Raw genomic sequence first — 23496 nt, 5'->3', positions numbered from 1 at the left:
TAAAGGTTAATGTAGTATTTGCCGTGGAACTGAAACAATTAAAGTATTTTATTGCAGTGATCGAGTCAGGAAGCTTGGGTAAAGCTGCAAAAAATCTCGATATTGGAACTTCTGCATTAAGCCAGCAAATCTCAAAATTAGAAAGCGAGCTTTCTATTCGCCTTTTACAACGTACCGCTTTGGGTACGGTTCCCACCCCTGCAGGCTTAGCTTTTTTTCAACAAGTGCAACTGGCACTTAGACACCTAGACCATGCCGTAGACTCTGCGCATTCTTCACGTTTAAGTGGCCACGTCACCGTCGGTTTTTCGCCGAGTGTTGCAGCAGTTATTGGCACACACTTTTTAAAACTCATGAGAAACCGTTACCCCGACATTAAAGTCCGTTTAATCGAGGGCTTATCAGGTGACCTCAAAGCCTTGGTTAATGCAAGGCAGCTTGATGTTGCCATCATCTTTAGTGACGATGTCGACCCACAGTGGGCCATACAACCTTTAGTCAAAGAACAGATGTTTTTAATCTCGCCTAAAGATGTGCTGAGTCAGTACGGGCTTGAAAGCTGTATCGACACTCAGACAATTAATCATTCACAGCTTAAAGAACTCCCTCTGATTTTACCAAGTCAACGACATGGACTACGCTTGTTGCTCGAACAGAAAATTCATCAGCTTAAAGTGGCCTATGAAATTGATGGGTTGCATTTGTTAATGGAAAGCATCAGCCAACTCGAAATGGCAACCATCCAACCTGCGGGTGCCTCATTAAACTCACGGCAAGACCTATGTCTACTGCGCGTTGTAGAACCTGCTATTGAACGCATTAACTATTTAATTAGTCTGTCTGAAGAAGAACTCTCGCCTGCAACTTTAGCCACGAAAGTAGTGATTCGTGCTTGTGTGACCAACCTGATTAATGAAAAGCGTTGGCCCGGTGCGAAACTCATAAACACTTAAGCCATTAGTGTTTACTTTTACTAAACACCCATTCAACCTTAGCCTCTCACTTCACCGTCCCTTTTAAAGCTACATTAGCCTTAGCTGAGAAAGGGAGAAATCCATGCATGATGTGATTGTAATTGGTGGTGGGAATGCCGCACTGTGTGCCGCGCTCACGGCAAAAGAAAGTGGCGCGTCTGTGCTTGTCATAGAAGCAGCACCTAAAGAATGGCGTGGTGGTAACTCACAACACACTCGTAACCTTCGTTGCATGCATGATGCTCCTCAAGATGTATTGGTCGATGCCTACCCCGAAGAAGAATATTGGCAAGACCTACTTAAAGTGACTGCGGGCAAAACCAATGAGCACTTAGCTCGTCTGGTTATTCGTAGCACGGCGACCTGTCGCGACTGGATGCGTAAACATGGTGTGAATTTTCAGCCGCCACTATCGGGTGCTTTGCATGTTGCACGTACCAACGCATTTTTTATGGGTGGCGGTAAAGCCCTCATTAATGCGTATTACCGTAGTGCCCAAGAACTTGGCATTGAGATTTTATACAACACAAAAATTAAAGATCTAAAGTTAAACCAAGGACATTTTGAAGCTGCAATTGCGGAAGATGGCCGTGTGTTTAAAGCGAAAAGCTGTGTATTGGCCGCAGGTGGTTTTGAGTCAAATCTGGAATGGTTAAGAGAAGCATGGGGACAAAATGAAAACGGCGAATGGCCTGCTGATAATTTCATTATTCGCGGAACCCGCTTTAATCAGGGCAACTTGCTCAAATTTATGATAGATCAAGGCGCCGATATTATTGGTGACCCATCGCAATCACATTGCGTCGCTGTAGATGCAAGAGCACCATTATATGACGGCGGCATCTGCACTCGTATTGACTGCGTTTCCTTGGGAATTGTGGTCAATAACAAAGCCGAACGTTTTTACGATGAAGGCGAAGACTTCTGGCCAAAACGTTATGCGATTTGGGGACGTCTTGTTGCCAAACAGCCTCAGCAAATCGCCTATTCGATTATCGACTCAAAAGCCATTGGTCGCTTTATGCCACCTGTGTTTGCGGGTGTGAAAGCAAATAGCATTCAAGAATTGGCCGAAAAAATCGGGCTAGATGCAAAAACCTTCTGTCACACGGTAGAAGAATTTAACCAAGCCTGCGTACAAGGCACCTTTAACCATACGGTTTTAGATGACTGCACCACCAAAAATATTGTTCCCAACAAGACCCACTGGGCAGTTCCTCTTGATCGCCCACCCTTCTATGCCTATGCGCTTAAACCTGGCATTACCTTTACCTATTTAGGCTTAAAAGTCGAAGACGATGCTGCGGTGCGTTTTAACGATAAAGCCAGCCGCAACCTGTTTGTGGCAGGTGAAATGATGGCAGGTAACGTACTCGGTCAGGGTTATACCGCAGGGGTCGGCATGTCGATTGGCACAACGTTTGGACGCATTGCCGGAAAAAATGCAGCCCACTACGCACTTTCACAAGGAGTTGAACATGAATGCTAGTACTAAAGCCCTGATTCCAGTTGTTCAGCTCTCTGATCATGAGCAGGAAGTTCAAAGAGCGCTACAGATTTGTAATGCTTGTCGTTACTGTGAGTCGTTTTGTGCTGTGTTTGCCGCCATGACTAAGCGTCTTGAGTTTAATCAAGCCGATATTCATTACCTCGCAAACCTGTGCCATAACTGTGGTGCTTGTTTACACGCTTGCCAATATGCTCCGCCGCATGAGTTTGGTGTAAACATTCCAAAAGCGATGGCGCAAGTACGTTTAGAAACTTACCAAGAGTTTGCGACCCCTCAACCGCTAGGCCGACTTTATAAGTCTGTTGGGATTCCTTTTGTTTCAGCTTTATCAGTGATTTTCTTTTTATGCATGTTAGCTGTGGTTTGGTACAAAGGCACCGACCTATTTGCAGGCTATCAAGGTAATTTCTATGCGATTTTCCCGCATAACTTTTTAGCTCTATTATTTGGAGCGACCTTTACAGTTGCGATTGTTTTGCTCGGCATTGGAATTAGCAAATTCTGGCGACAAACCTCTAAAGTCATTCATGGCAAAGTTGAGAAACCCGATCTGGTTCAAGCCACTCAAAATGTATTAACGCTTAAATATTTAGATGGCGGTCATGGTAAAGGCTGTAATGAGCAAGATGATCGTTACACACAAATCCGCCGTGTGTTCCATCACCTGACTTTTTATGGCTTTATGCTCTGCTTTGCAGCTACGGGTGTAGCGACTTTATATCACTATTTTCTTGACCTACACGCACCTTATCCTTACCTAAGCTTACCTGTGATTTTAGGCACTTTGGGTGGAATTGGCTTAGTTGTTGGACCATCTGGCCTGCTCTATTTAAATCTTAAACGTCATCCGTTGCATGGTGACCGTGAGCAAAAACCTGTAGATCGAGGCTTTATTTTCCTTCTACTTATCGTTAGCGCTTCAGGGTTAGCACTCATGGCATTTCGCAATAGCCCTTACATGGCACTTTTACTGATTTTCCATTTAGCCACAGTCATGACCTTCTTCATTACCATGCCATTTGGAAAGTTCGCACATGGTTTTTACCGCAGTGCTTCTTTACTCAAATTTGCCATCGAAGAACGTATTTCTAAGAAGTCATAATTTCATTCAAAAGTATTCACTATCTTGGCATAGTGAATACTTTTATTATTTTTAAGCTCAAAACATTTCATACCGTCCCTACTTTTTACTATTTAAAATTCCTAAGCCATACATCGGCCATTTCGTACTCGCTTTAATATTATTAATGAGCATCGCCACTAAAACTAAAGACACTGCACCGACCAAAACAGGGAAAATTAAGAAACTCCACTGGTAATGTATGCTGCTTGCGGTAAGCAAAATAACTAAAGGATTGGCCCCAGCAGGTGGATGAACGCATTTAAAAACCTGCATGAGCGCAATTGCACAGCCCACTGAAAAAGCAATTGTAAAAATGGAAACACCGACAAATTTTAGAAAAAACAAACCCACAAAAGCCGAGATAAGATGCCCAAATATAATATTTCTGGGCTGTGCCAAAGGTGACTGCGACACGGTATAGAGCAATACACAGGTTGCACCAAACGGGGCCATGATAAAGATATTGTGTGTGAGCTTACTCAACCACAACAGTATAAAAATACTGAGCGTCCCCCCAACAAGGCTTCTTAAAACATCAACTTTAGTGGGCGACGGAGCCAGTTTTTCTTTGCCATAAAAGATCGAGAACATGGTTTTATTCCTTAAACAGACATTGCTTTTTAAAAAGCATATAGATAAAATTTCAAATAGTACAGATCTGTACTATTTTATTTTTTGGAAAAGACACATGTCAAAATCTGCCTTAAAAATATTAGATACAGCCGAGAAGTTATTTAATGAAAATAGTTTTGTCGGGGTTGGCGTTGACCTGATTCGCGATGAATCTGGCTGCTCTAAAACCACCATGTACACGTATTATAAAAATAAAAATCAATTGGTTAAGTCTGTGCTCGTTGCACGTGATGAGCGATTCAAGCAAAGCCTTTTGGGCTATGTTGGAGATGCAACAGGGTTAGAGGCCATCAATAAAATTCTGGATTGGCACACTAACTGGTTTAGACAAGATTTTTTTAAGGGCTGTTTATTTGTAAGAGCTGTCGCTGAATCTAACCAAGATGATCAAGACATTATTTCTATTTCTAAAGCCCATAAACAATGGATTAAAGTATTGATTGCACAAAACTGCAATATACCGAATGGTGAAGCTTTATCTGAGCTGATCTATACGGTGATTGAAGGGCTAATTAGCCGCTTTTTAGTCGATGGTTTCGATGAAACACTTGCGACAAACATGAAAAACTCTATTAATCAATTATTTAATATTCATAAACATTAGCATGAGAACTTAAAATGGAAGTGGACCATATTTTTATTTGTGTACAATCAGGCGCTCCCGAAGCTGAAACTTTAAAAAAATTCGGTCTAACAGAAGGTTCATCCAATAAGCATCCCGGTCAAGGTACCGAAAACAGACGATTTTTCTTTAAAAATAGCTTTATCGAATTAATCTTTTTAAATAACCCCGAAGAAGCCTCAAGTGATCTCACAAAACCGACTCTGCTTTTTGAGCGACTAAGTACTCAAAATAATATCGCGTCCCCTTTTGGTATTTGTTTTCGCCCTAAAAATAAAGATGATAACGGCGCAAAATTTCCTCATTGGGTTTACAAGCCAAGCTATTTACCAACCAGCTTAGAAGTAAATGTTGCCAAAGATTCTGTGGTAACTGAACCGATGTGGTTCTTCCTTTCATTTGCTTCACGACCAGACCTTGCTGCGAAAGACAAACAACAACCACTTGTGCATAGCAAAGATTTATCAGAAATCACCGCGATTAAAGTTTCTATTCCGAACCTTGAAGAGCACCCTACTTCGCTACTGTTCAATACACTTGATGATTTTGAAGTGACTGATGGATCGGAACACTTAATGGAAATTAGTTTTGATCATGAACCTCAAGGAATGATTCATGATTTCAGACCAGAGCTGCCACTTATTTTTAAATATTAAGGCCCTTATTTTCTAATGAGAAACTGTGATTTATTGCAAATCACAGTTTCCATTTAAATTGAATCATATTAAAAACCAGAATAGCTTAAGCAATTTTCCCATCAATAATGCCCTTCTCCTTTAATGCAGCAAGCTCTACTGCTGTTTTAAATCTCGATAAGATTTGAGCGGTATGTTCGCCTAGTTCTGGTGGTGCATGATGATATTCAACGGGAGTATCAGACAGTTTGATGGGTGAACCAATCGTTTGAAAGTTTTCATTTAAACGATAAGGAATATTCACCACCAAGTTGCGATGCACGATTTGTGGTCTGACAGGAGAATGGATTTTCCTGTGATAGTTTAATATTTGATTGAGGTTGCCCAATTCAATTTGGGCTATTACCAGCCTTTTTTCCATTTAATGATTCATTCATAAGCTCTTTTTTATCTATTTAAAACATCTTTCCGAAGCCGTAAGTTTAGGATGATTCATATTTTTATACTTATTTCCTAAATCATCCCGTTTTACATCCAAATTTTGATATGGGATAAGTTGAGAGGTAAAACTATAGACAAAAAAATAAGCCCTTGTAATCACAAGGGCTTATTTAGATATTTGGCGGAAGCGGTGAGATTCGAACTCACGGAGGACTCACACCCTCGTCGGTTTTCAAGACCGGTGCATTAAACCGCTCTGCCACGCTTCCATGTGCGCAAGAATACTAAGCTTTTTCATTTTAGACAAGTAAAAAATAGCGTTAAAGCATTCAAGTGCATATTGTTTCATCAATTCCTTAAAGTTTGGCTGCAATTTCAGCACCATCGCGGATTGCGCGCTTTGCATCAAGCTCTGCTGCAAGTTTTGCACCACCAATAATATGATAATTGGCTAAAGTAGCTTGCCCTTCACTTGGCATTAAATCTTTTACAGATTCTTGCCCTGCACACACCACGATGGTATCGACTCGAAGCAACTGATCCTGACCATTCGTTTCAACCCACAAGCCTTCATTAGTTACCGCTTTATATTGCACACCACGTAACATGCGTACCGCATGCTTTTTTAATTGGGCTCGATGGACCCAACCCGAAGTCTTACCCAATCCAATGCCTAACGGCGTGGTTTTACGTTGTAATAAATAAATTTCACGGACAGGCGCTTCAACTTCTGCGCGCTGTAAGCCACCTTCTGTCATATAGTGCGCTTCAGCATCGACGCCCCACTCTCGCTTCCACTCTGCCAAAGGTTGTGGCTGAGGCTGATGTGGCGGTTTCAACAAAAACTCAGACACATCAAAACCAATTCCCCCAGCGCCAATCACGGCAACACGATGACCGACTGCTGCTCCACGCAATACTTCAGCATAAGAAAGTACATTCGGCGCATCACTACCTTGAATCTTTAAAGCTCGTGGCACGACTCCCGTCGCCACAATCACCTCATCAAAACCTTCACGCTCTAATTGCTCTCGGTTTACTTTGGTATTTAAGCGTAGCTCAACCCCTGTTTTTTCGATTTGTACTTTAAAGTAACGAATGGTCTCGTGGAATTCTTCTTTACCTGGAATGACTTTGGCTAAATTAAATTGCCCACCTACTTCATGACTGGCTTCAAACAATGTCACTTGATGCCCACGTTCTGCTGCTACCGTTGCGGCTGACATGCCTGCCACACCGCCCCCCACCACAGCAACCCGTTTTGGTTTTGCAGTTTTGACATAAACCAATTCAGTTTCAAATGCTGCACGTGGGTTGACCAAACAGGTAGCACGTTGGTTTTTAAAAGTATGATCTAAACACGCCTGATTGCAGGCAATACAGGTATTAATCTCATCTACCCGATTAGTCGCAGTTTTATTGACCCAATAAGGATCTGCCAAGAATGGACGCGCCATCTGTACCATATCAGCTTTGCCTTGTGCCAATATTTCTTCTGCTGTGTCAGGTATGTTAATTCGGTTTGAGGCAATCACAGGCACTGTCACATGCTTTTTTACTTCTGCGGTATAGTCAGCAAAAGCCGCACGTGGCACCGAAGTCACAATAGTTGGAATGCGTGCTTCGTGCCAGCCAATACCTGTATTTAATAGCGTAATGCCTGCTTTTTCTAAGGCCTGTGCAACGGCAATTACCTCTTGCATCGTGTTACCATCATGGACCAAATCCAACATGGATAAACGGAAACAGATAATAAATTTTTCGCCGACCTTTTGACGGATTGCACGAACAATTTCAACTGCAAAACGCATCCGATTATCAATCGAACCACCCCAACGATCTTGTCGTTGATTAACATGGCGACTCAAAAATTGATTCAGCAAATAGCCTTCAGAACCCATAATTTCCACGCCATCATAACCTGCCAATTTTGCAAGATGTGATGTTTCGGCATAATCTCGAATAGTCGACAAAATCTGCTTTTCGCTCATTTGACGTGGTTTGAATGGTGAAATTGGTGATTTGATAGGGCTGGCAGACACCACGAAAGGTTGATAACCATAACGCCCTGAATGCAAAATCTGCATCAAAATTTTTGCGCCATGCTTATGCACAGCATGTGTCACCAAACGATGTGGTGCAATATCCCCCATGGTATTCATGGTACCACCTGCTGGAAGTAGCCAACCTTGACGGTTCGGTGAGATTCCGCCCGTAATGATTAGCCCGACGCCACCTTTCGCACGCTCGCCAAAATAGGCGGCCAATTTAGGATAATTATAAAAACGGTCTTCTAAACCTGTATGCATAGAACCCATCACCATGCGATTTTTGATGGTGGTAAACCCCAAATGAAGAGGTTTCAAAATATTTGCATAGGGCGTTGTCATGGCGAATCCTTATAATTTATTAGCTGTGCAACTTGTTGCATAATACTTTAACGTGAATTTTTATTTTGTTTATGACTTTAGCAGACTGATTCTTTAAATAATCAGTCAATACAAAAAAAAGTGTAGCCCTATTCTATTTCTAGTGGGCTACACTTTTATTATCTAGCAATACAGTGCTGAAGGTTTACTTCCAGTATTTTAACTTCGAAGTCTGACCAATCCCCACATTAAAACTATTGGTTGGGTCGAGTTTTTGGTAGTGCTGTTTTAACGCAGGCTTCGCCACATATAAATGACCAACATTGTGCTCCGCAGGATATTCAGCACCACGATCATCCAGCAAATGCCACATTTGATGCTCCATCGCCAAAGGATCAACGCCTTTTTTGACGATGTAGTCTTGATGGAATACATGGCATAAGAAATGACCGTAATACAGTTTATGTATGATCAGCTCATCCATATCTTTCGGCAAAGTTTCTACCCACTCGCGGTCATTACGGCGCAAAGCTATGTCAAGTGCCACAATATCTTCCACTTCACTCCGATGGGTATCTCGGTAGCGAATAGCTGCGCCTGCGACCGCAAAACGATGTAAAAAAGCTTTGCGTCCCTCTTCCTCTGTACAATGGAAAAAATTGCCTGTCGTACGCTGAGCGAAATAGTCACTCAGGAATTGCTGTACTAGCTCTACATCCTGATTTTCAATACGTAAAATCAAATGATGTTCATACTGATCACGGAATTGGTTCATGCGTTCAGGCAAATGATTCGGCATAAACTTGGTAATCAATTGCAGAACTTTATCTGACAACCCTTTCATGCCAACTTTTTCTAAATAACCATCAACTTTGTCTTTCATGGCAAAAGCAGCAGGCACTTTGGCAGTACCAAATTTTTCAATAAAGACGAAAGTGTCTTTACCGTATTCTGCACCAATGTCATAGGCCACGCGGTGAATGTATTCACCCGCAATGGGTAAGCGCGGTAAATCAGTTAATAGAAAACGACGAATCTCAGTTAAGTCATCCTGTGAGTTGGTGCCGACATAAAACACCTGACTCGGAATCTTCTCAAAAGTATCTAGTCGAACCGCAAATACGCAGATTTTACCTGCTGAACCTGATGCTTCAAATAAGCGTGATGGATCGGCATTGAATCGTGCAGGTGTTGCCTCATTTACTTGTTTCACGTCATGTGCATAACGCTGGTCAGACGCACAACAACTTGGATTATGCTGTACATCCGCAGTTTGATATTGCTGATTTTGCAAACGTGAAAGAATTTCTTCTGGTGTATGTCCTAAGTCCACACCCAAATGGTTAATCAGCTCCAGTTGACCCGATTCATTAACTCGTGCATACAGCGCCAACTCAGTATATGCTGGACCACGACGTACCAACGCACCACCTGAGTTGTTGCATACCCCACCTAAAACTGATGCACCAATACACGAAGAACCAATCACTGAATGCGGTTCACGATTAAAGGGCGCCAGTTCTTTTTCTAAACGGTCTAACGTTGCTCCAGGAAGGCAAATCACCTGCTGCCCATCACGGATGATTTGAATACCTGCCAAACGTCGCGTGCTCATCAGTACCACAGGTCGGTCATAATCATCACCAAAAGGCGTTGAGCCACCGGTCAATCCAGTATTAGCCGCTTGCATAATCACAATACAGTCTGCATCCACAGCCGCTTGCAACACTTGCCATTGTTCCAATAAAGTTCCCGGAACGACAACTGCAAGCACTTGACCTGCACCATAGCGGCGTCCTTGGCGGTACAAGCGCGTTTCACTTTCCTGCGTTAAAACGTGTTGTTTGCCAACAATCTCTATGAGTTTTTGAATCGTTTGCTGTGAATCTGAATGGGGTTGCATAAGGAATGTTCCTCTCCCAAATTTGAATATGGAATCGTATATATTGAAATTTTTGGATACTTGCCCCCTTTTCCAAAGAGGCAAGCAATTTAAAGCGCCAAGCTCAAATCAAAATTAGTCAGCCCCTCCCTTTTTAAAGGGAGGTTGGGAGGGATTTTTCTTCTTACTTAATGAATTATTTTAAGAATAAAATCACTCAACTAATTCACGCTCTAAACGAACCAAGCAATCCTCAGTAATATCTGCAATGGTCTTCGCCCCCGTTAAGGTCATAGCGACACGCATTTCTTTATCAATCAACTCTAAAAGATTGGAAACACCCGCACCACCCGCTGCACCTAATGCGTAGACAAAAGCACGACCAAGCATACAAGTATCTGCACCCATTGCCAGCATACGCACCACATCTAGACCATTACGAATACCAGAGTCAGCAAGAATTTTAATATCACCCTTCACTGCATCAGCAATTGGAGGCAATGCACGTGTTGTCGATAACACACCATCAAGCTGACGACCACCATGATTTGACACCACAATACCATCTGCACCAAAGCGAACGGCATCTTTAGCATCTTCAGGATCTAGAATCCCTTTAATCACCATTGGGCCATCCCAGAATTCACGGATCCATTCTAGATCTTTCCATGAAATTGACGGATCAAAGTTGGTGCCTAACCAACCAATATAGTCTTCTAAACCTGTCGGTTTGCCCAAATATTTAGAAATGTTGCCTAAATCATGTGGACGTCCCATCAAGCCTACATTCCATGCCCAATGCGGGTGGAAACAAGACTGCATATAACGACGCATCGCGGCATTCGGACCACTCATACCTGAATGTGCATCACGATAACGCGCGCCTGGTACTGGCATATCTACAGTAAATACCAATGTCGAACAGCCTGCTGCTTTAGCACGTTCCAAGGCATTCCGCATAAAGCCGCGGTCACGCAACACATATAACTGGAACCACATCGGACGCTGAATGGCAGGTGCAACTTCTTCAATTGGACACACCGATACAGTCGATAACGTAAATGGAATGCCTTTTTTATCGGCAGCAACCGCAGCCTGCACTTCACCGCGACGTGCATACATGCCTGTTAAACCCACTGGCGACAACGCCACAGGCATCGACAATGTTTCGTCAAATAGTTTGGTTTCAAGACTTAGCTCAGACATATCGTTCAAAACACGTTGTCTTAAGGCAATTTTAGAAAGATCTTCTACATTTCGCTTCAGGGTATATTCTGCATAGGCTCCACCATCAATATAGTGGAAAAGAAATGGTGGTAAACGACGTCTCGCAGCTTCGCGATAATCATTTGCAGATGAAATAATCATGGTTATATCCTGTTTAAACGGCTCGAACGTTGTCGACGAGCTTCTTCCTCATCAATCGAACGTACTTGCTGAACTACAAACTCAATGTGTCCACACACAGCCTTGCGTGCGGCTTCTGGGTCTCGGCGCTCAATGGCATCAATCACTTGCAAATGCTGTTCATGCAATTGATCAAAACGGTGCGCTTCGGAATAGACTTTGCGTCGTCCTAAAGCCACGTTAAATTGCAATAAATCGAACACGCCACGCATGACTTGAATCAGCACCAGATTGTGCGAAGCTTCTGCAATCGCCAGATGAAAATTGGCATCGGCACGTGCAGCTTGCTCATCATCGCCCAAAGACTGAAAGTGGGTGATTTGATCGTAACAATCACGGATATGCTGAATATCTTCAGGAGTGGCACGCAAAGCTGCATGCCAAGCGGTGCCACCCTCCAAAATAATTCGAGCCTCCTGCACATCGAAACGATAAGCAGGATCTTCATCAATCAACTCACTCAGTGGTTGCACGATTTGGTGTTGTGACCAAGAGCTTGGTAATTGCTGTAAATAAGTTCCCGCTCCGACTTTGCTGACCAGCATGCCCTGACTGGTCAGTTGCTGAATAGCCTCACGCAAAGAGGAACGGGAGACACCGAGTTGTTCACACAACTTTCTTTCAGCGGGTAAACGATCTCCGACTTTCATTTGTTGGGTTTCAATCAAATGACGCAAACTTTGTAAAACTCTATCAGAGACCTTCATACCGCTGTCCTTCAATCTACGGGTGTTATGGAATCATCCATGGGAACACATATGCTTGTAAGGTAATAATAATACCGATCATTACCGTAAAAGTGATACTGTGTTTCACTGTAAAACGGAACAAATCAGATTCTTTACCAACCAAGCCTACTGCCGCACAGGCAATCGCAATTGATTGAGGGGAAATCATTTTACCTGTCACACCACCACTGGTATTGGCAGCCACCAATAACACTTCTGGTACACCAATTTGTTGTGCAGTCGTTGCTTGTAAGGCACTGAACAAGGCATTTGCGGATGTATCCGAACCTGTTAGGAACACTCCGATCCAGCCCAAGAATGGCGAGAAGAAAGTAAATGCATGTCCAGTATGCGCCAATGCCAATGCCAAAGTCGCAGACATGCCTGAATAGTTAGCAATAAAGGCAAACGCCAATACCATTCCAATTGAATAAATTGGAGTTTTTAATTCATTCAGGGTTTCGCCAAAAGTTACTACTGCTTCACGTGGTTTCATTTTTAAATAAATGATGGTGATTACCGCGGCAATCATGATTGCAGTGCCCGTCGCAGACAGCCAGTCAAACTTGAAAATGGCGTCATAGTCTTTGATTTCAGGTACCACAGGTGGCATTTTTTGTACCACTTGATGCAAGAACGGTACCTTAATTGCAATCACAAGGTCATGCAATGCACCATCTTTAGCGAATAAATCCTTAAATGGTTTGATGCTCCAAATCGTCACCATCACGGTTAAGATCATGAATGGAGACCATGCTTTCGCGATTTGACCAATTGAATATTTCTTCTGTTGATCTGCATTCAAGCTATTTGCATCAATATGCATATCTTCAGCTTTGAAACGGAAAATATGTTTCGGTTTCCAGTATTTCAATAAAATGGTCAAACTCACCAAAGAAGCAATTGCCGCAGTAATGTCTGGTAACTCTGGACCTACAAAGTTAGAAGTAAGGAATTGTGCCAATGCAAATGAACCGCCACCGACCAATACCGCAGGCCAAGTTTCTTTAACGCCGCGCCAGCCATCCATAATTGCCATAATCCAGAACAGTACGATTGGCACCATAAACGGAAGTTGGCGACCCACCATCTGACTGATTTCATGAGTGTCTACACCAGACACCTGACCCGCAACAATAATAGGAATACCCATTGCACCAAACGCTACAGGCGCAGTGTTCACAATTAAACATAAGCCCGCAGCATATAATGGTTTAAAGCCAAGACCCACCAATAAAGCCGCGGTAATCGCTACAGGCGCACCAAAGCCTGCTGCACCTTCTAAGAAAGTACCAAAGGCAAAGCCCACCAACAGCATTTGTAAACGCTGATCTTCAGTAATGGACAGAATAGATGAACGGATAATGTCAAATTGGCCCGTTTTCACCGAAATTTTGTACAGGAAAACCGCACCAATAATAATCCATGCGATTGGCCACAAACCGTAAAAGAAGCCATAAATCAAAGAAGCAAATGCCATCATGGTCGGCATTTGATAGGCAAATAAAGAAACCAACAATGCTAAAACAACAGTAATTGTTCCAGCTACGCTGCCCTTCATACGAAATACAGCCAGCGCTAAAAAGAAAAAGATAATTGGAATAAGTGCAATTAAGCTGGAAAGCCAGATATTGCCAATAGGATCGTAAACTTGTTGCCAATGTTGAAGCATTGTCATCTCCTTGAAATGCTTGCTAGAACCTCGAGTTGGTCAGATCATCCTGTGGTAAAAACACCAAATTGGTCAGACCAATAAACCAAAAACGTAAAAAAATAATAGCTGTTTGCACCATTATAGTAATTTCAAACATCAAACAGGTCAATAAAAAAGCATAATAAATATATTGGTCTGACCAATATATTAAATCAATGAATACAACACAATTCAGTTAGAAAAATTTAACAATATTGGTAAAACTATTGTTTTTATTTATTTTTTCAGCCGTGTAAGCTTTGGATTAAACAATTACTCAACTTTAGTCGCATTCATTCGTTTGTTGAGGATTTATCCAGTTTTAAAAGCATTCCTCTGATTTTTATATAAATTACAAACCTCCAAAATGCACCAAGATGTTGCTTTTTCAGGCTTCAATTTCTGCTTATCGATCAGAAAATTTATTGTTTTTTTTATTTTGACTTTGTTTTGCGAAAACAAGCGTCTGGAAAAGTGCTACAATCGCAAAAATATGTATTCTTTCAGGCCACCCATTCTCGGTGCCTATATTTATATCGTTAGGATTAACAATGACTGATAATGCAACTATCTTGCAGAATGTCCCAGTTGGCAAAAAAGTTGGTATTGCCTTCTCTGGTGGTCTAGATACTTCAGCTGCTTTATTGTGGATGAAACAAAAAGGCGCAGAGCCTTATGCATATACGGCAAACTTAGGTCAGCCTGATGAGGATGACTACGATGCTATTCCGAAAAAAGCGGAAGCATATGGTGCCGTTAAAGCACGTTTAGTGGACTGCCGTTTGCAACTTGCACTTGAAGGTATTGCAGCGATTCAATGTGGCGCATTCCATATCAGCACTGGTGGTATGCCATATTTCAATACGACTCCACTGGGTCGTGCAGTAACAGGTACTATGCTTGTTACCGCAATGAAAGAAGATGACGTGAACATCTGGGGTGATGGTTCAACGTATAAAGGGAACGACATTGAGCGTTTCTACCGTTATGGCTTATTGACTAACCCTGCACTTAAAATTTACAAACCGTGGTTAGACCAAACTTTTATTGATGAATTAGGCGGCCGTGCAGAAATGTCACAGTTCCTCATCGACAATGGTTTTGACTACAAAATGTCGAAAGAGAAAGCTTACTCAACTGACTCAAACATGTTGGGTGCAACTCATGAAGCAAAAGATCTTGAATACCTCAATGCAGGTATCAAAATTGTAGACCCAATCATGGGCGTTGCATTCTGGAAAGATGATGTAAAAATTGATGCTGAAGAAGTATCTGTTACTTTTGAAGAAGGCTTCCCTGTTGCGCTTAATGGTCAACGTTTTGAAAATCCAGTTGACTTCATTCTTGAAGCGAACCGTATCGGTGGTCGTCATGGTTTAGGTATGTCTGACCAAATCGAAAACCGTATTATCGAAGCAAAATCTCGTGGTATTTATGAAGCACCAGGCATGGCGTTACTTCATATTGCTTATGAGCGTTTGGTTACAGGTATTCATAACGAAGACACGATTGAACAATACCGTATTAACGGTTTACGTTTAGGTCGTTTGTTATACCAAGGACGTTGGTTCGATTCTCAAGCACTTATGTTGCGTGAAACTGCACAACGTTGGGTTGCTAAAGCGATTACAGGTACAGTCACTTTAGAATTACGTCGTGGTAATGACTACACCATCATGAATACTGAATCTCCTAACCTCACTTATGAAGCTGAGCGTTTAACCATGGAGAAAGGTGATTCAATGTTTACGCCGATGGATCGTATTGGTCAGCTTACTATGCGTAACCTTGATATTACAGATACACGTGCAAAACTCGGTATTTATACCAACTCTGGTTTGTTGGCTGTAGGTACTGGTTCTGCAGTGCCACAATTGAAAGACAAAAACTAAGTTTTCAATTGCTCAATAGCTAAAGAAAAAAACCGCCTTAAATTGGCGGTTTTTTCTTTATCAAGCTCATCTTACATATCTTGATACTTCACAGATGAAATAGCTTCAATCAAAGCACTGCTTATATTCCACAATCACAAAAAAACAATAAAAAGCTTTTTGTATTTACCAGAATTAAGCCATTTATACGTAAATCAGCTTAGCATTACTGAGTGATATAGATTATCATCTGTTTTATTTTTTAGTCCGAAATCGCCTTGAATACGATTACTCTTTTGCAGCCAGACGATTGGCATGCCCACTTACGTGACGGCCTCGCCCTGAAACGCACAGTTCCAGATTTAGCAGCCCAATTTAAGCGTGCGATTTGTATGCCAAATCTTGTTCCACCTGTGAAAACTGTGGAAGAGGCGCTTGCTTATCGTGAGCGAATTATGGCTCATGTGCCTGAAGGCAATGCATTTGACCCGCGTATGGTGTTGTATTTTACGGATAGCACTCCTGCAAGCGAAGTCAAAAAAATCAAAGATTCTGAATTTGTAAATGCCATCAAACTTTATCCAGCGGGTGCAACCACCAACTCGGACAATGGCGTAAGCGATATTCGTAAAGTCTATGCAGTGATTGAGCAACTTGAAGAACATCAAGTGCCATTACTGTTACATGGTGAAGTTACCCATAACCATGTCGATATTTTTGACCGTGAAAAACGCTTCTTAGATGAAGTTTTAGCACCATTATTAAAGCAGTTCCCGCAGTTAAAACTGGTACTTGAACACATTACCACCAGTGAAGCTGCACATTTTGTGCTAGAACAAGACCGTAATGTGGCTGCCACGATTACCCCTCAACATTTATTGTTTAATCGCAATGACATGTTGGTGGGCGGGATTAAACCTCACTTCTACTGCTTACCAATTTTAAAACGCCAAACACACCAACAAACCTTGTTGGAAGTGGCAACCAGTGGTAATCCTAAGTTCTTCTTAGGTACAGATAGTGCACCTCATTCTAAAAATGCCAAAGAGAATGCTTGTGGTTGTGCAGGTTGCTATAGCGCACCAACGGCAATTGAACTATATGCTCAAGCCTTTGACCAAGTTAATAAACTCGAACGTCTAGAAGGCTTTGCTAGCCACTTTGGTGCAGACTTCTATGGTCTTCCACGTAATACTGAAACCATTACGTTAGTCAAAGAAGAACAAGTCATTCCTGAAAGTTTTGATTATTTAGATGGTGACAAGATTATCCCGCTTTATGCTGGTAAAACCATCCAATGGAGAAAAGTGTGACAAATGAAACTCTACCAGTAATTGGTCAGCGTTTCCGTGGATTTTTACCTGTGGTGGTCGATGTCGAGACTGCAGGTTTTAACTCACAAACTGACGCGCTGCTAGAAATAGCCGCGATTCCAATTATTTATGATGCAGAAGGCAAATTCGTTCCAGGTGAAGCCCATCATGCACATATTAATCCATTTGAAGGCGCAAATCTGGACCGCCGTTCGTTGGATTTTATTGGAATTGATCCATTTAATCCTATGCGTGTTGCGATGGCTGAAGATGAAAAATCGGCACTAAAACGTATTTTCAAAGCAGTGAATGACGTACGCCGTCAACAAAATTGCACCCACGCGATTTTGGTCGGCCACAATGCGCACTTTGATTTAGGTTTTGTTCAGGCTGCGATCGCGCGTACTGGCACTAAAAATCAAAATCCATTTCACAGCTTCTCTGTATTTGATACGGTGACCTTAAGTGCAATTACTTTTGGTCAGACAGTACTTGCCAAGTCATGCATACAAGCTGGAATTGAGTTTGATGGTAAAGAAGCACACTCGGCTTTGTACGATACAAAAAAGACTGCTGAACTGTTTTGCTATATTTTAAACAAACTCTCTCCTCACCTACTTGACACTTTGGTGGCGGATCAATAAGATACCGCCATCTTCTAAACGTCCCTATCGTCTAGAGGCCTAGGACATCGCCCTTTCACGGCGGTAACCGGGGTTCGAATCCCCGTAGGGACGCCATCTATTTGCTCTCACAAATCTTTTTAAAAAATTTCATCGAATTCTATTTTTAGAATCATTTATACTCTTGTGTTTTATTTTTCACCCTAAACTTATGTTAAAGAAAATATTACTGGTTTTACTCATTCTTTCCCCTTCTGCTGTTTATCTTTATATTGCCAATAAAGAACAGAAATCTGCACCATCCGCAGCTAATGCCACACCATCAGAAAAAGCACACGATCCATATCAAACGCCAGAACATTAAATTTGCTTAGGCTTTTCATTTATCAATAATTCAAGTCTGTTGAAATTTCAGTTTCCTTAGGATTAACCATATGAAATCTCATTCAACTTAGTCTCTTAGCTTGATCAAACCCTTCATCTCTTGGCTATTGAATGAATAAAGCTTTACCCTTACCAACAAAAAAAAATCGAGATATCGGGTCTGTAGAAACGTAAAAAATTGCGTTATATCCTGTAAGTGAGACATTTTTTACACAAACAAACCCTTATTTTCGAAATATTGTAATAACTTATTTGACAGTAAAGAAAAAAATACATAATATACGCATCACCTCGCAACGTCCCTATCGTCTAGAGGCCTAGGACATCGCCCTTTCACGGCGGTAACCGGGGTTCGAATCCCCGTAGGGACGCCATCTTATCGTTTATACGATCATTCAAAACTCACAATTCATTATTATTCGATTGCAGATTTGTAGTTTTGCACTACAATAGCGCGCTTCATTATTCTATTTTTTCTCTCTCTTATGCAGTCATCTCAATCTCCGAATGATGCTATGCATCAGGGCAATTCTGCGCCTTTAAAACGCGCTATGAGTACTCGACATCTGGTCATGATTTCACTTGGTGGTGCAATCGGGACTGGCCTATTTTTAGGGTCGGGTGAAGTCATTGCACAAACGGGGCCTGTAGGTGCCATCATCGCTTATATTTTAGGTGGAATTATTGCCTATATGGTGATGCTATGTCTGGGAGAACTCGCGGTACATATGCCTGTATCGGGTTCTTTCGGCGCTTATGCACAAAAGTATATTGGTCCAGGGACAGGCTACACGATTACATGGTTATATTGGCTAACATGGACAGCAACACTCGGCACAGAATTCACTGCTGCCGCTTTGCTGATGCAAGAATGGTTTCCTCACATCTCCGTCTGGATTTGGACGCTCATCTTTGCTGCCATTATTTTTGGCTTAAACATGAGTTCAACCCGATTATTTGCTGAATCAGAGTTTTGGCTATCTCTAGTCAAAGTCGTTACTGTCATCAGCTTCATTATTTTAGGTCTATTGGCCATTTTTGGCGTGCTATCTTTTCATGGTTATAGCTCTGCACCTTTATTTAGTAACTTGACCGCAGAAGGATGGTTCCCTCAAGGTTTCTTCCCTATTTTTGCAACCATGTTGATTGTGAATTTTGCCTTCTCTGGGACAGAACTTATTGGTGTTGCTGCGGGTGAAACCCAAGACCCAGCGAAAAATGTGCCTAAAGCAATCAATGCAGCCATTTGGCGCTTATTAATCTTCTTTGTTGGTACGATTGTAGTCATTAGTGCGCTGCTTCCACATCAAATGGCGGGCCTAGGTGGTAATGGCGTAAGCAGCAGCCCCTTTGTGACCGTGTTTAACTATATTGGTATTCCCCATGCAGAAGACATTATTCGCTTTGTGATTATTACCGCACTTCTATCAGCTGCGAATTCAGGCTTATATGCCGCTTCCCGTATGATGTGGGCTTTATCTGACAAGAAACAATTACCCGCAGTATTCTCAAAGGTGAATCACAAAGGCATTCCTTTTGTTGCCATTATTGTCACTATGTTCGGTGCAATTCCAGGCTTGCTGTCTGAACAATTTGCGCCTGAAACCATTTTCAAAAACCTGCTGGGTGTAGCCGCATTTACGATGGTCGTGGTGTGGATGAGCATCTGCTTAAGTCAGTTCAATTTCCGTCGCCAATGGTATAAACAAGGTCATACAGCGAAAGAATTGGGCTTTGCAGCGCCATTATTTCCAATTGTGCCGATTTTAGGCTTTGTATTCTGTTTTATTACTGGCATCAGTATGGCAGCAGATCCTGAAATGTTAGCGGGCTTTATCGGCTGTTTAATCTTTATTGCCTTGTGTTATCTCAGCTATTACGTGTTTTATCGAAAGCAAAACTAACACATAAAAAGAGTGGTCAAAGACCATTCTTTTTTTTAAGCTAAATATAAATAATGTTCTCTACAAAAAGCCTGACCCTGTATGAAAATTATTTTTATTCATGGTATGAATCAACAACATTATGATGAAGAGACTTTAAAACAGCATTGGTTAAATTTGTTTAAAACTGGCTTGAGTCATGCCGAGCAAAATATCGAACTTAAATCACTAGATATCAAACTCCCTTTTTATGGCGATTTACTCACTAAACACCAACTCAATAACAGTTTAGATTTAAATACAATGCTTCCTAAATCACTGTCGCATTTACATTTTCCTTTTCATCTTTGGCATAACACGTCAATTATTGAAGAGCATAGTCCATGTATTACCCCTTTGCCTTGTTTTAATCCAGAACAATCGGAGTCACTTACTCAACGTTTATCTGTCATTACAGCCCTCACCAAAGATCATGCATTCAAAGAATTGATCATGTTCCTCAATCATTACCCTAAACTCCATGAAACACTCATGCATAAATTTCTCATCGAGACCTACTTATACTTGTCAAATTCTGATTTTATGCATGAAGTTCACCACAGAATTATGTCCCATCTTCATCCAAGCAAAGATCATATTATTGTGGCACATTCATTGGGTACAGTGATTGCCTATAACTTATTACATCAATTTAACCATTTTAGAGTACATCGTTTTATTACTCTCGGTTCACCGCTTGCCTTTAAGGTGATCCAAGAAAAACTTACCTTACCGATTGCTCGGCCACCTCAACTCCATGGTGATTGGTTTAATTTTTATTCTCCTGATGATTTCCTGACCGCCTTCCCCTTATCTGAAGCACCTTTCAATTTTGAACCACCGATCATTAATCAAGCAATCACAACACTTGTAGATAAGCCTCATCAAATTACAGGTTATTTAGCACATCCAGCTGTTATCAAAAGCATTGTGGATGCATTAAAGCTCGGAAAATAAACAATCTAAATTGTATTTCCACATTTTGTATTCTTTTTACCCACTCAAACCTTTTTTTAATAATTATCTTCAAAAAAATGTTTGACACCCCCCTATATTCACCCTAATATACGCCCACCTCTGAAACGTCCCTATCGTCTAGAGGCCTAGGACATCGCCCTTTCACGGCGGTAACCGGGGTTCGAATCCCCGTAGGGACGCCATCTAATTTATGGTTTAGTTTTCAGAAGTACCTGCCTCATTAAGTCCCTATCGTCTAGAGGCCTAGGACATCGCCCTTTCACGGCGGTAACCGGGGTTCGAATCCCCGTAGGGACGCCAAATTCAGAGATGTTTATCTCTTAAAAAAACCTGAGCATAATGACTCAGGTTTTTTTATGTCTATATTTTGAGTTATGCTCTGTTTGAGCAAAATAAAAAACATATTGAATAAAAGGCAATTGAAACAACAAAATGCAGATTCAACTTTATCATAAACCTACTTCACGTTCGCAACGTATTGTCTGGCTTTTCGAAGAACTTGGTCTCGATTATGACATTCTGGTTTGCGACACACTAGACGATGCCAATACGCATCAATTACAGCAAGCACATCCTTTAGCAAAATTTCCAACAGTCAAAATAACAGAACTTGAACATACTTTTTTCTTATCTGAAACCAGCGCTATTGCCGAATGGTTCAGTGCTCGCCAGCAAAGTTTAGGTACAACAAATTTAGACGGTTCTGCCTTAGTAGATTACTACTATTGGAAAAACTTCGCTGAAGCCACATTTATGCCAAATTTGGCATTAAAACAGATCTTTTCCCAATTGGCGATCCGAACACCTTGGCTTATTCGTTTTATTCCACGAGCCATTCAATATGGATTTAATCAAGGCTATTTAAATCCCCTACTGCAACAACAAATGCAAATGATCAATCTGCATCTCACCACACAACCGTGGGTGGCAGGCGCTCAATTGACTATTGCAGATATCTTGCTCTGGTTTCCATTACACGCCTGCACCCATCTAAATGACCGTTATATGCGCTACCCTGCGATCAATGCCTATTTACAACAGATTGAAGACAGACCCGCCTTTCAACGGGCTTTGTCAAAAGGTCAATGGTCTGCCCCAATCTTCAAACAGTATTGGGCCGTAGCTAACTAATATTAAGCACTTTTGCGGGAGTTGATTTGCCCTTGAATCACGGCTTTTAAATTCCCCTTCACATAATGGAAGAACACTTTAAGCGGAGAAAGTTTCGGATTTGGCTGTTTACCCTGCGCAATGGTCTTAAATTGAGCGGCATACCAAATAATTTCCATAATGGCCATTTTATCCACTATTGGAATACCTGTTTTAATCTTATCCACCGCGTAACGGACATCTTGCCCAACCAATAAACGTTCGGTCAAATCGGTTTCTACGGCAAATGGACGTGCAATCCCGATAAAATCACAGGCACCACTGTCAAGTGCAGCATTCATGCCTTGTGCTGTACGGAAGCCACCTGTCACCATCAAGTGACAACTGACTTGTTGACGGATTTTTTCAGCAAAGTCGAGGAAATAGGCTTCGCGAGCGATGGTGCTGGCTTTACGTTTATCTTCTTTTGCTCCTGCCATGGCAGGTGCTTCATAGGTACCGCCCGAAATTTCAATCAGGTCAATACCTGCTGCATCAATCGCTTTAAACACAGCAATCACATCTTCTTCAGTGATGCCACCACGTTGGAAATCAGCAGAATTCAGTTTAACCGAAATAATAAAGTTATCTGATGTCGCTGCCCGAACGGCTTGGTAAATTTCTAGCAAAAAGCGCATGCGATTTTCAATGCTACCGCCCCATTGATCTTGACGTTTGTTGGTCAAGGGCGAGAGAAACTGACTAATCAGATAACCATGCGCACCATGCAGTTGCACACCTTCAAATCCCGCTTTTTCACAAATCTGCGCTGCACGGGCAAAACGTTGAATAATGTCTAAAATTTCATCTTCACGAAGTTCACGTGGTGTACCAAAAGTGGTGGCAAGCATTGGACTAAACGGCACTGCCGAAGGTGCTACGGTTTCTTTATTTAGACCTTTCGGGCATTGTCGCCCTGGATGGGACAACTGTACCAACTGCACCATCCCATATTGCTTACCTAAAGCCGCCCACTGACTCAGTTCAGCCATGTCACGTTCAGATTCAACGACTACAACACCGGGCTCATTCTTGGCACGAAAATCCACCATGACATTACCCGTAATGGCACAGCCCAAGCCCCCTTTTGCCCAAGCTTCGTATAAACCTAAATGTAATCGATTCGGTTGTCCCGCATGGTTGGCTAAAGCCTCACTCATTGCCCCTTTAATAATACGGTTTTTAAAGGTTGTATTTCGGATTTGCAAAGGCGCTGCAATATGACTCATGGGAACTTCC

Annotated in this window: 19 protein-coding genes, 5 tRNA genes and 1 pseudogene; 16 read left to right on the top strand and 9 right to left on the bottom strand. The window is 41.9% G+C overall.

The genetic code is table 11. The features are described from left to right. Nucleotides 1-23 precede the first annotated feature (23 nt). From MP622_RS02120 to tcuB, 3 genes are all read left to right on the top strand, one after another. Nucleotides 24-953 (top strand): LysR substrate-binding domain-containing protein, encoded by a 930-nt coding sequence (locus MP622_RS02120; protein WP_243792256.1) that lies wholly within the window; start codon nucleotides 24-26, stop codon nucleotides 951-953. 103 nt (nucleotides 954-1056) lie between these two features. Next, nucleotides 1057-2463, top strand: a complete 1407-nt coding sequence (tcuA, locus tag MP622_RS02115; protein ID WP_243792254.1) for an FAD-dependent tricarballylate dehydrogenase TcuA — start codon at nucleotides 1057-1059, stop codon at nucleotides 2461-2463. Continuing rightward, complete coding sequence (gene tcuB, locus MP622_RS02110) at nucleotides 2453-3586, top strand: tricarballylate utilization 4Fe-4S protein TcuB (RefSeq protein WP_243792252.1); 1134 nt, start codon at nucleotides 2453-2455, stop codon at nucleotides 3584-3586. The genes tcuA and tcuB overlap by 11 nt, the downstream gene beginning before the upstream one ends. A gap of 78 nt (nucleotides 3587-3664) precedes the next feature. Here tcuB and MP622_RS02105 read toward each other — a convergent pair whose 3' ends face one another. Next, nucleotides 3665-4198, bottom strand: a complete 534-nt coding sequence (locus tag MP622_RS02105) for an HPP family protein (protein ID WP_005042963.1) — start codon at nucleotides 4196-4198, stop codon at nucleotides 3665-3667. 97 nt (nucleotides 4199-4295) lie between these two features. Between MP622_RS02105 and MP622_RS02100 the strand changes: the two genes are divergently transcribed. Together MP622_RS02100 and MP622_RS02095 are read left to right on the top strand one after the other, a co-directional pair. Beyond that, nucleotides 4296-4844, top strand: coding sequence for a TetR/AcrR family transcriptional regulator (locus MP622_RS02100; protein ID WP_032042435.1), 549 nt, complete (start codon nucleotides 4296-4298; stop codon nucleotides 4842-4844). A gap of 14 nt (nucleotides 4845-4858) precedes the next feature. Beyond that, nucleotides 4859-5518 (top strand): VOC family protein, encoded by a 660-nt coding sequence (locus MP622_RS02095; protein WP_243792251.1) that lies wholly within the window; start codon nucleotides 4859-4861, stop codon nucleotides 5516-5518. Nucleotides 5519-5603: 85 nt separating this feature from the next. Here the strand turns inward: MP622_RS02095 and MP622_RS02090 are convergent. From MP622_RS02090 to lldP, 7 genes and pseudogenes are all read right to left on the bottom strand, one after another. After that, a pseudogene (locus tag MP622_RS02090) lies at nucleotides 5604-5828 on the bottom strand (CoA transferase); the annotation flags it as partial. Nucleotides 5829-6117: 289 nt separating this feature from the next. Next, nucleotides 6118-6207 (bottom strand) — tRNA-Ser (locus tag MP622_RS02085). A gap of 87 nt (nucleotides 6208-6294) precedes the next feature. Beyond that, on the bottom strand, nucleotides 6295-8328 hold the full coding sequence (locus tag MP622_RS02080; RefSeq protein ID WP_243792249.1) for an NADPH-dependent 2,4-dienoyl-CoA reductase: 2034 nt from the start codon (nucleotides 8326-8328) through the stop codon (nucleotides 6295-6297). A gap of 184 nt (nucleotides 8329-8512) precedes the next feature. After that, a complete protein-coding gene (dld, locus tag MP622_RS02075; RefSeq protein ID WP_243792247.1) occupies nucleotides 8513-10210 on the bottom strand; it encodes a D-lactate dehydrogenase in 1698 nt (565 codons plus the stop codon). A gap of 192 nt (nucleotides 10211-10402) precedes the next feature. After that, nucleotides 10403-11557, bottom strand: a complete 1155-nt coding sequence (gene lldD / locus MP622_RS02070; protein ID WP_151503707.1) for an FMN-dependent L-lactate dehydrogenase LldD — start codon at nucleotides 11555-11557, stop codon at nucleotides 10403-10405. A 2-nt stretch (nucleotides 11558-11559) separates the two neighbouring features. Beyond that, on the bottom strand, nucleotides 11560-12303 hold the full coding sequence (gene lldR / locus MP622_RS02065; RefSeq protein ID WP_016166981.1) for a transcriptional regulator LldR: 744 nt from the start codon (nucleotides 12301-12303) through the stop codon (nucleotides 11560-11562). A gap of 25 nt (nucleotides 12304-12328) precedes the next feature. Then, on the bottom strand, nucleotides 12329-14002 hold the full coding sequence (gene lldP, locus MP622_RS02060) for an L-lactate permease (protein WP_171069587.1): 1674 nt from the start codon (nucleotides 14000-14002) through the stop codon (nucleotides 12329-12331). Nucleotides 14003-14568: 566 nt separating this feature from the next. Here lldP and argG point away from each other — a divergent pair. The 11 genes from argG to MP622_RS02005 all read left to right on the top strand — a co-directional run bounded on the left by argG (nucleotide 14569) and on the right by MP622_RS02005 (nucleotide 22239). Then, nucleotides 14569-15909: an argininosuccinate synthase gene (gene argG, locus MP622_RS02055; RefSeq protein ID WP_016166983.1), complete on the top strand. Its 1341-nt coding sequence runs from the start codon at nucleotides 14569-14571 to the stop codon at nucleotides 15907-15909. A 257-nt stretch (nucleotides 15910-16166) separates the two neighbouring features. Further along, the gene (gene pyrC / locus MP622_RS02050) at nucleotides 16167-17201 is read left to right on the top strand and encodes a dihydroorotase (RefSeq protein WP_016166984.1); all 1035 of its coding nucleotides are present in this window, start codon (nucleotides 16167-16169) and stop codon (nucleotides 17199-17201) included. Then, nucleotides 17186-17845 carry a ribonuclease T gene (gene rnt / locus MP622_RS02045; RefSeq protein WP_035301865.1) on the top strand — a complete coding sequence of 220 codons (660 nt, stop codon included), beginning with the start codon at nucleotides 17186-17188 and terminating at the stop codon, nucleotides 17843-17845. The genes pyrC and rnt overlap by 16 nt, the downstream gene beginning before the upstream one ends. Before the next feature lie 20 nt (nucleotides 17846-17865). Continuing rightward, nucleotides 17866-17941 (top strand) — tRNA-Glu (locus tag MP622_RS02040). Between the two features lie 94 nt (nucleotides 17942-18035). Then, entirely contained in the window at nucleotides 18036-18188 is a 153-nt protein-coding gene (locus tag MP622_RS02035; protein ID WP_167539537.1) for a hypothetical protein, read from the top strand. Between the two features lie 318 nt (nucleotides 18189-18506). Beyond that, nucleotides 18507-18582: transfer RNA gene (locus MP622_RS02030), tRNA-Glu, on the top strand. Nucleotides 18583-18693: 111 nt separating this feature from the next. Continuing rightward, entirely contained in the window at nucleotides 18694-20112 is a 1419-nt protein-coding gene (locus tag MP622_RS02025) for an amino acid permease (RefSeq protein WP_243792245.1), read from the top strand. A gap of 81 nt (nucleotides 20113-20193) precedes the next feature. Further along, a complete protein-coding gene (locus tag MP622_RS02020) occupies nucleotides 20194-21087 on the top strand; it encodes a hypothetical protein (protein WP_243792243.1) in 894 nt (297 codons plus the stop codon). A gap of 127 nt (nucleotides 21088-21214) precedes the next feature. After that, nucleotides 21215-21290 (top strand) — tRNA-Glu (locus tag MP622_RS02015). Nucleotides 21291-21332: 42 nt separating this feature from the next. Continuing rightward, nucleotides 21333-21408: transfer RNA gene (locus tag MP622_RS02010), tRNA-Glu, on the top strand. A gap of 132 nt (nucleotides 21409-21540) precedes the next feature. Then, on the top strand, nucleotides 21541-22239 hold the full coding sequence (locus MP622_RS02005; protein WP_243792242.1) for a glutathione S-transferase N-terminal domain-containing protein: 699 nt from the start codon (nucleotides 21541-21543) through the stop codon (nucleotides 22237-22239). 2 nt (nucleotides 22240-22241) lie between these two features. Here MP622_RS02005 and MP622_RS02000 read toward each other — a convergent pair whose 3' ends face one another. Next, entirely contained in the window at nucleotides 22242-23486 is a 1245-nt protein-coding gene (locus tag MP622_RS02000; protein WP_243792240.1) for an NADH:flavin oxidoreductase/NADH oxidase family protein, read from the bottom strand. Nucleotides 23487-23496: the final 10 nt, after the last annotated feature.

It is taken from the genome of Acinetobacter sp. PK01, assembly GCF_022819285.1.
Lineage (GTDB): Bacteria > Pseudomonadota > Gammaproteobacteria > Pseudomonadales > Moraxellaceae > Acinetobacter > Acinetobacter tandoii.
Note: the sequence above shows the minus strand (reverse complement) of the source record. Positions and strands in the feature narration are given on the sequence as shown.

Excerpts from the sequence above, each read along its gene's own strand:
- tcuA (WP_243792254.1), top strand. The coding sequence starts at position 1,057 with ATGCATGATGTGATTGTAATTGGTGGTGGGAATGCCGCACTGTGTGCC.
- tcuB (WP_243792252.1), top strand. The coding sequence starts at position 2,453 with ATGAATGCTAGTACTAAAGCCCTGATTCCAGTTGTTCAGCTCTCTGAT.
- MP622_RS02105 (WP_005042963.1), bottom strand. The coding sequence starts at position 4,198 with ATGTTCTCGATCTTTTATGGCAAAGAAAAACTGGCTCCGTCGCCCACT.
- MP622_RS02100 (WP_032042435.1), top strand. The coding sequence starts at position 4,296 with ATGTCAAAATCTGCCTTAAAAATATTAGATACAGCCGAGAAGTTATTT.
- MP622_RS02095 (WP_243792251.1), top strand. The coding sequence starts at position 4,859 with ATGGAAGTGGACCATATTTTTATTTGTGTACAATCAGGCGCTCCCGAA.
- MP622_RS02080 (WP_243792249.1), bottom strand. The coding sequence starts at position 8,328 with ATGACAACGCCCTATGCAAATATTTTGAAACCTCTTCATTTGGGGTTT.
- dld (WP_243792247.1), bottom strand. The coding sequence starts at position 10,210 with ATGCAACCCCATTCAGATTCACAGCAAACGATTCAAAAACTCATAGAG.
- lldD (WP_151503707.1), bottom strand. The coding sequence starts at position 11,557 with ATGATTATTTCATCTGCAAATGATTATCGCGAAGCTGCGAGACGTCGT.
- lldR (WP_016166981.1), bottom strand. The coding sequence starts at position 12,303 with ATGAAGGTCTCTGATAGAGTTTTACAAAGTTTGCGTCATTTGATTGAA.
- lldP (WP_171069587.1), bottom strand. The coding sequence starts at position 14,002 with ATGACAATGCTTCAACATTGGCAACAAGTTTACGATCCTATTGGCAAT.
- argG (WP_016166983.1), top strand. The coding sequence starts at position 14,569 with ATGACTGATAATGCAACTATCTTGCAGAATGTCCCAGTTGGCAAAAAA.
- rnt (WP_035301865.1), top strand. The coding sequence starts at position 17,186 with ATGGAGAAAAGTGTGACAAATGAAACTCTACCAGTAATTGGTCAGCGT.
- MP622_RS02035 (WP_167539537.1), top strand. The coding sequence starts at position 18,036 with ATGTTAAAGAAAATATTACTGGTTTTACTCATTCTTTCCCCTTCTGCT.
- MP622_RS02025 (WP_243792245.1), top strand. The coding sequence starts at position 18,694 with ATGCAGTCATCTCAATCTCCGAATGATGCTATGCATCAGGGCAATTCT.
- MP622_RS02020 (WP_243792243.1), top strand. The coding sequence starts at position 20,194 with ATGAAAATTATTTTTATTCATGGTATGAATCAACAACATTATGATGAA.
- MP622_RS02005 (WP_243792242.1), top strand. The coding sequence starts at position 21,541 with ATGCAGATTCAACTTTATCATAAACCTACTTCACGTTCGCAACGTATT.
- MP622_RS02000 (WP_243792240.1), bottom strand. The coding sequence starts at position 23,486 with ATGAGTCATATTGCAGCGCCTTTGCAAATCCGAAATACAACCTTTAAA.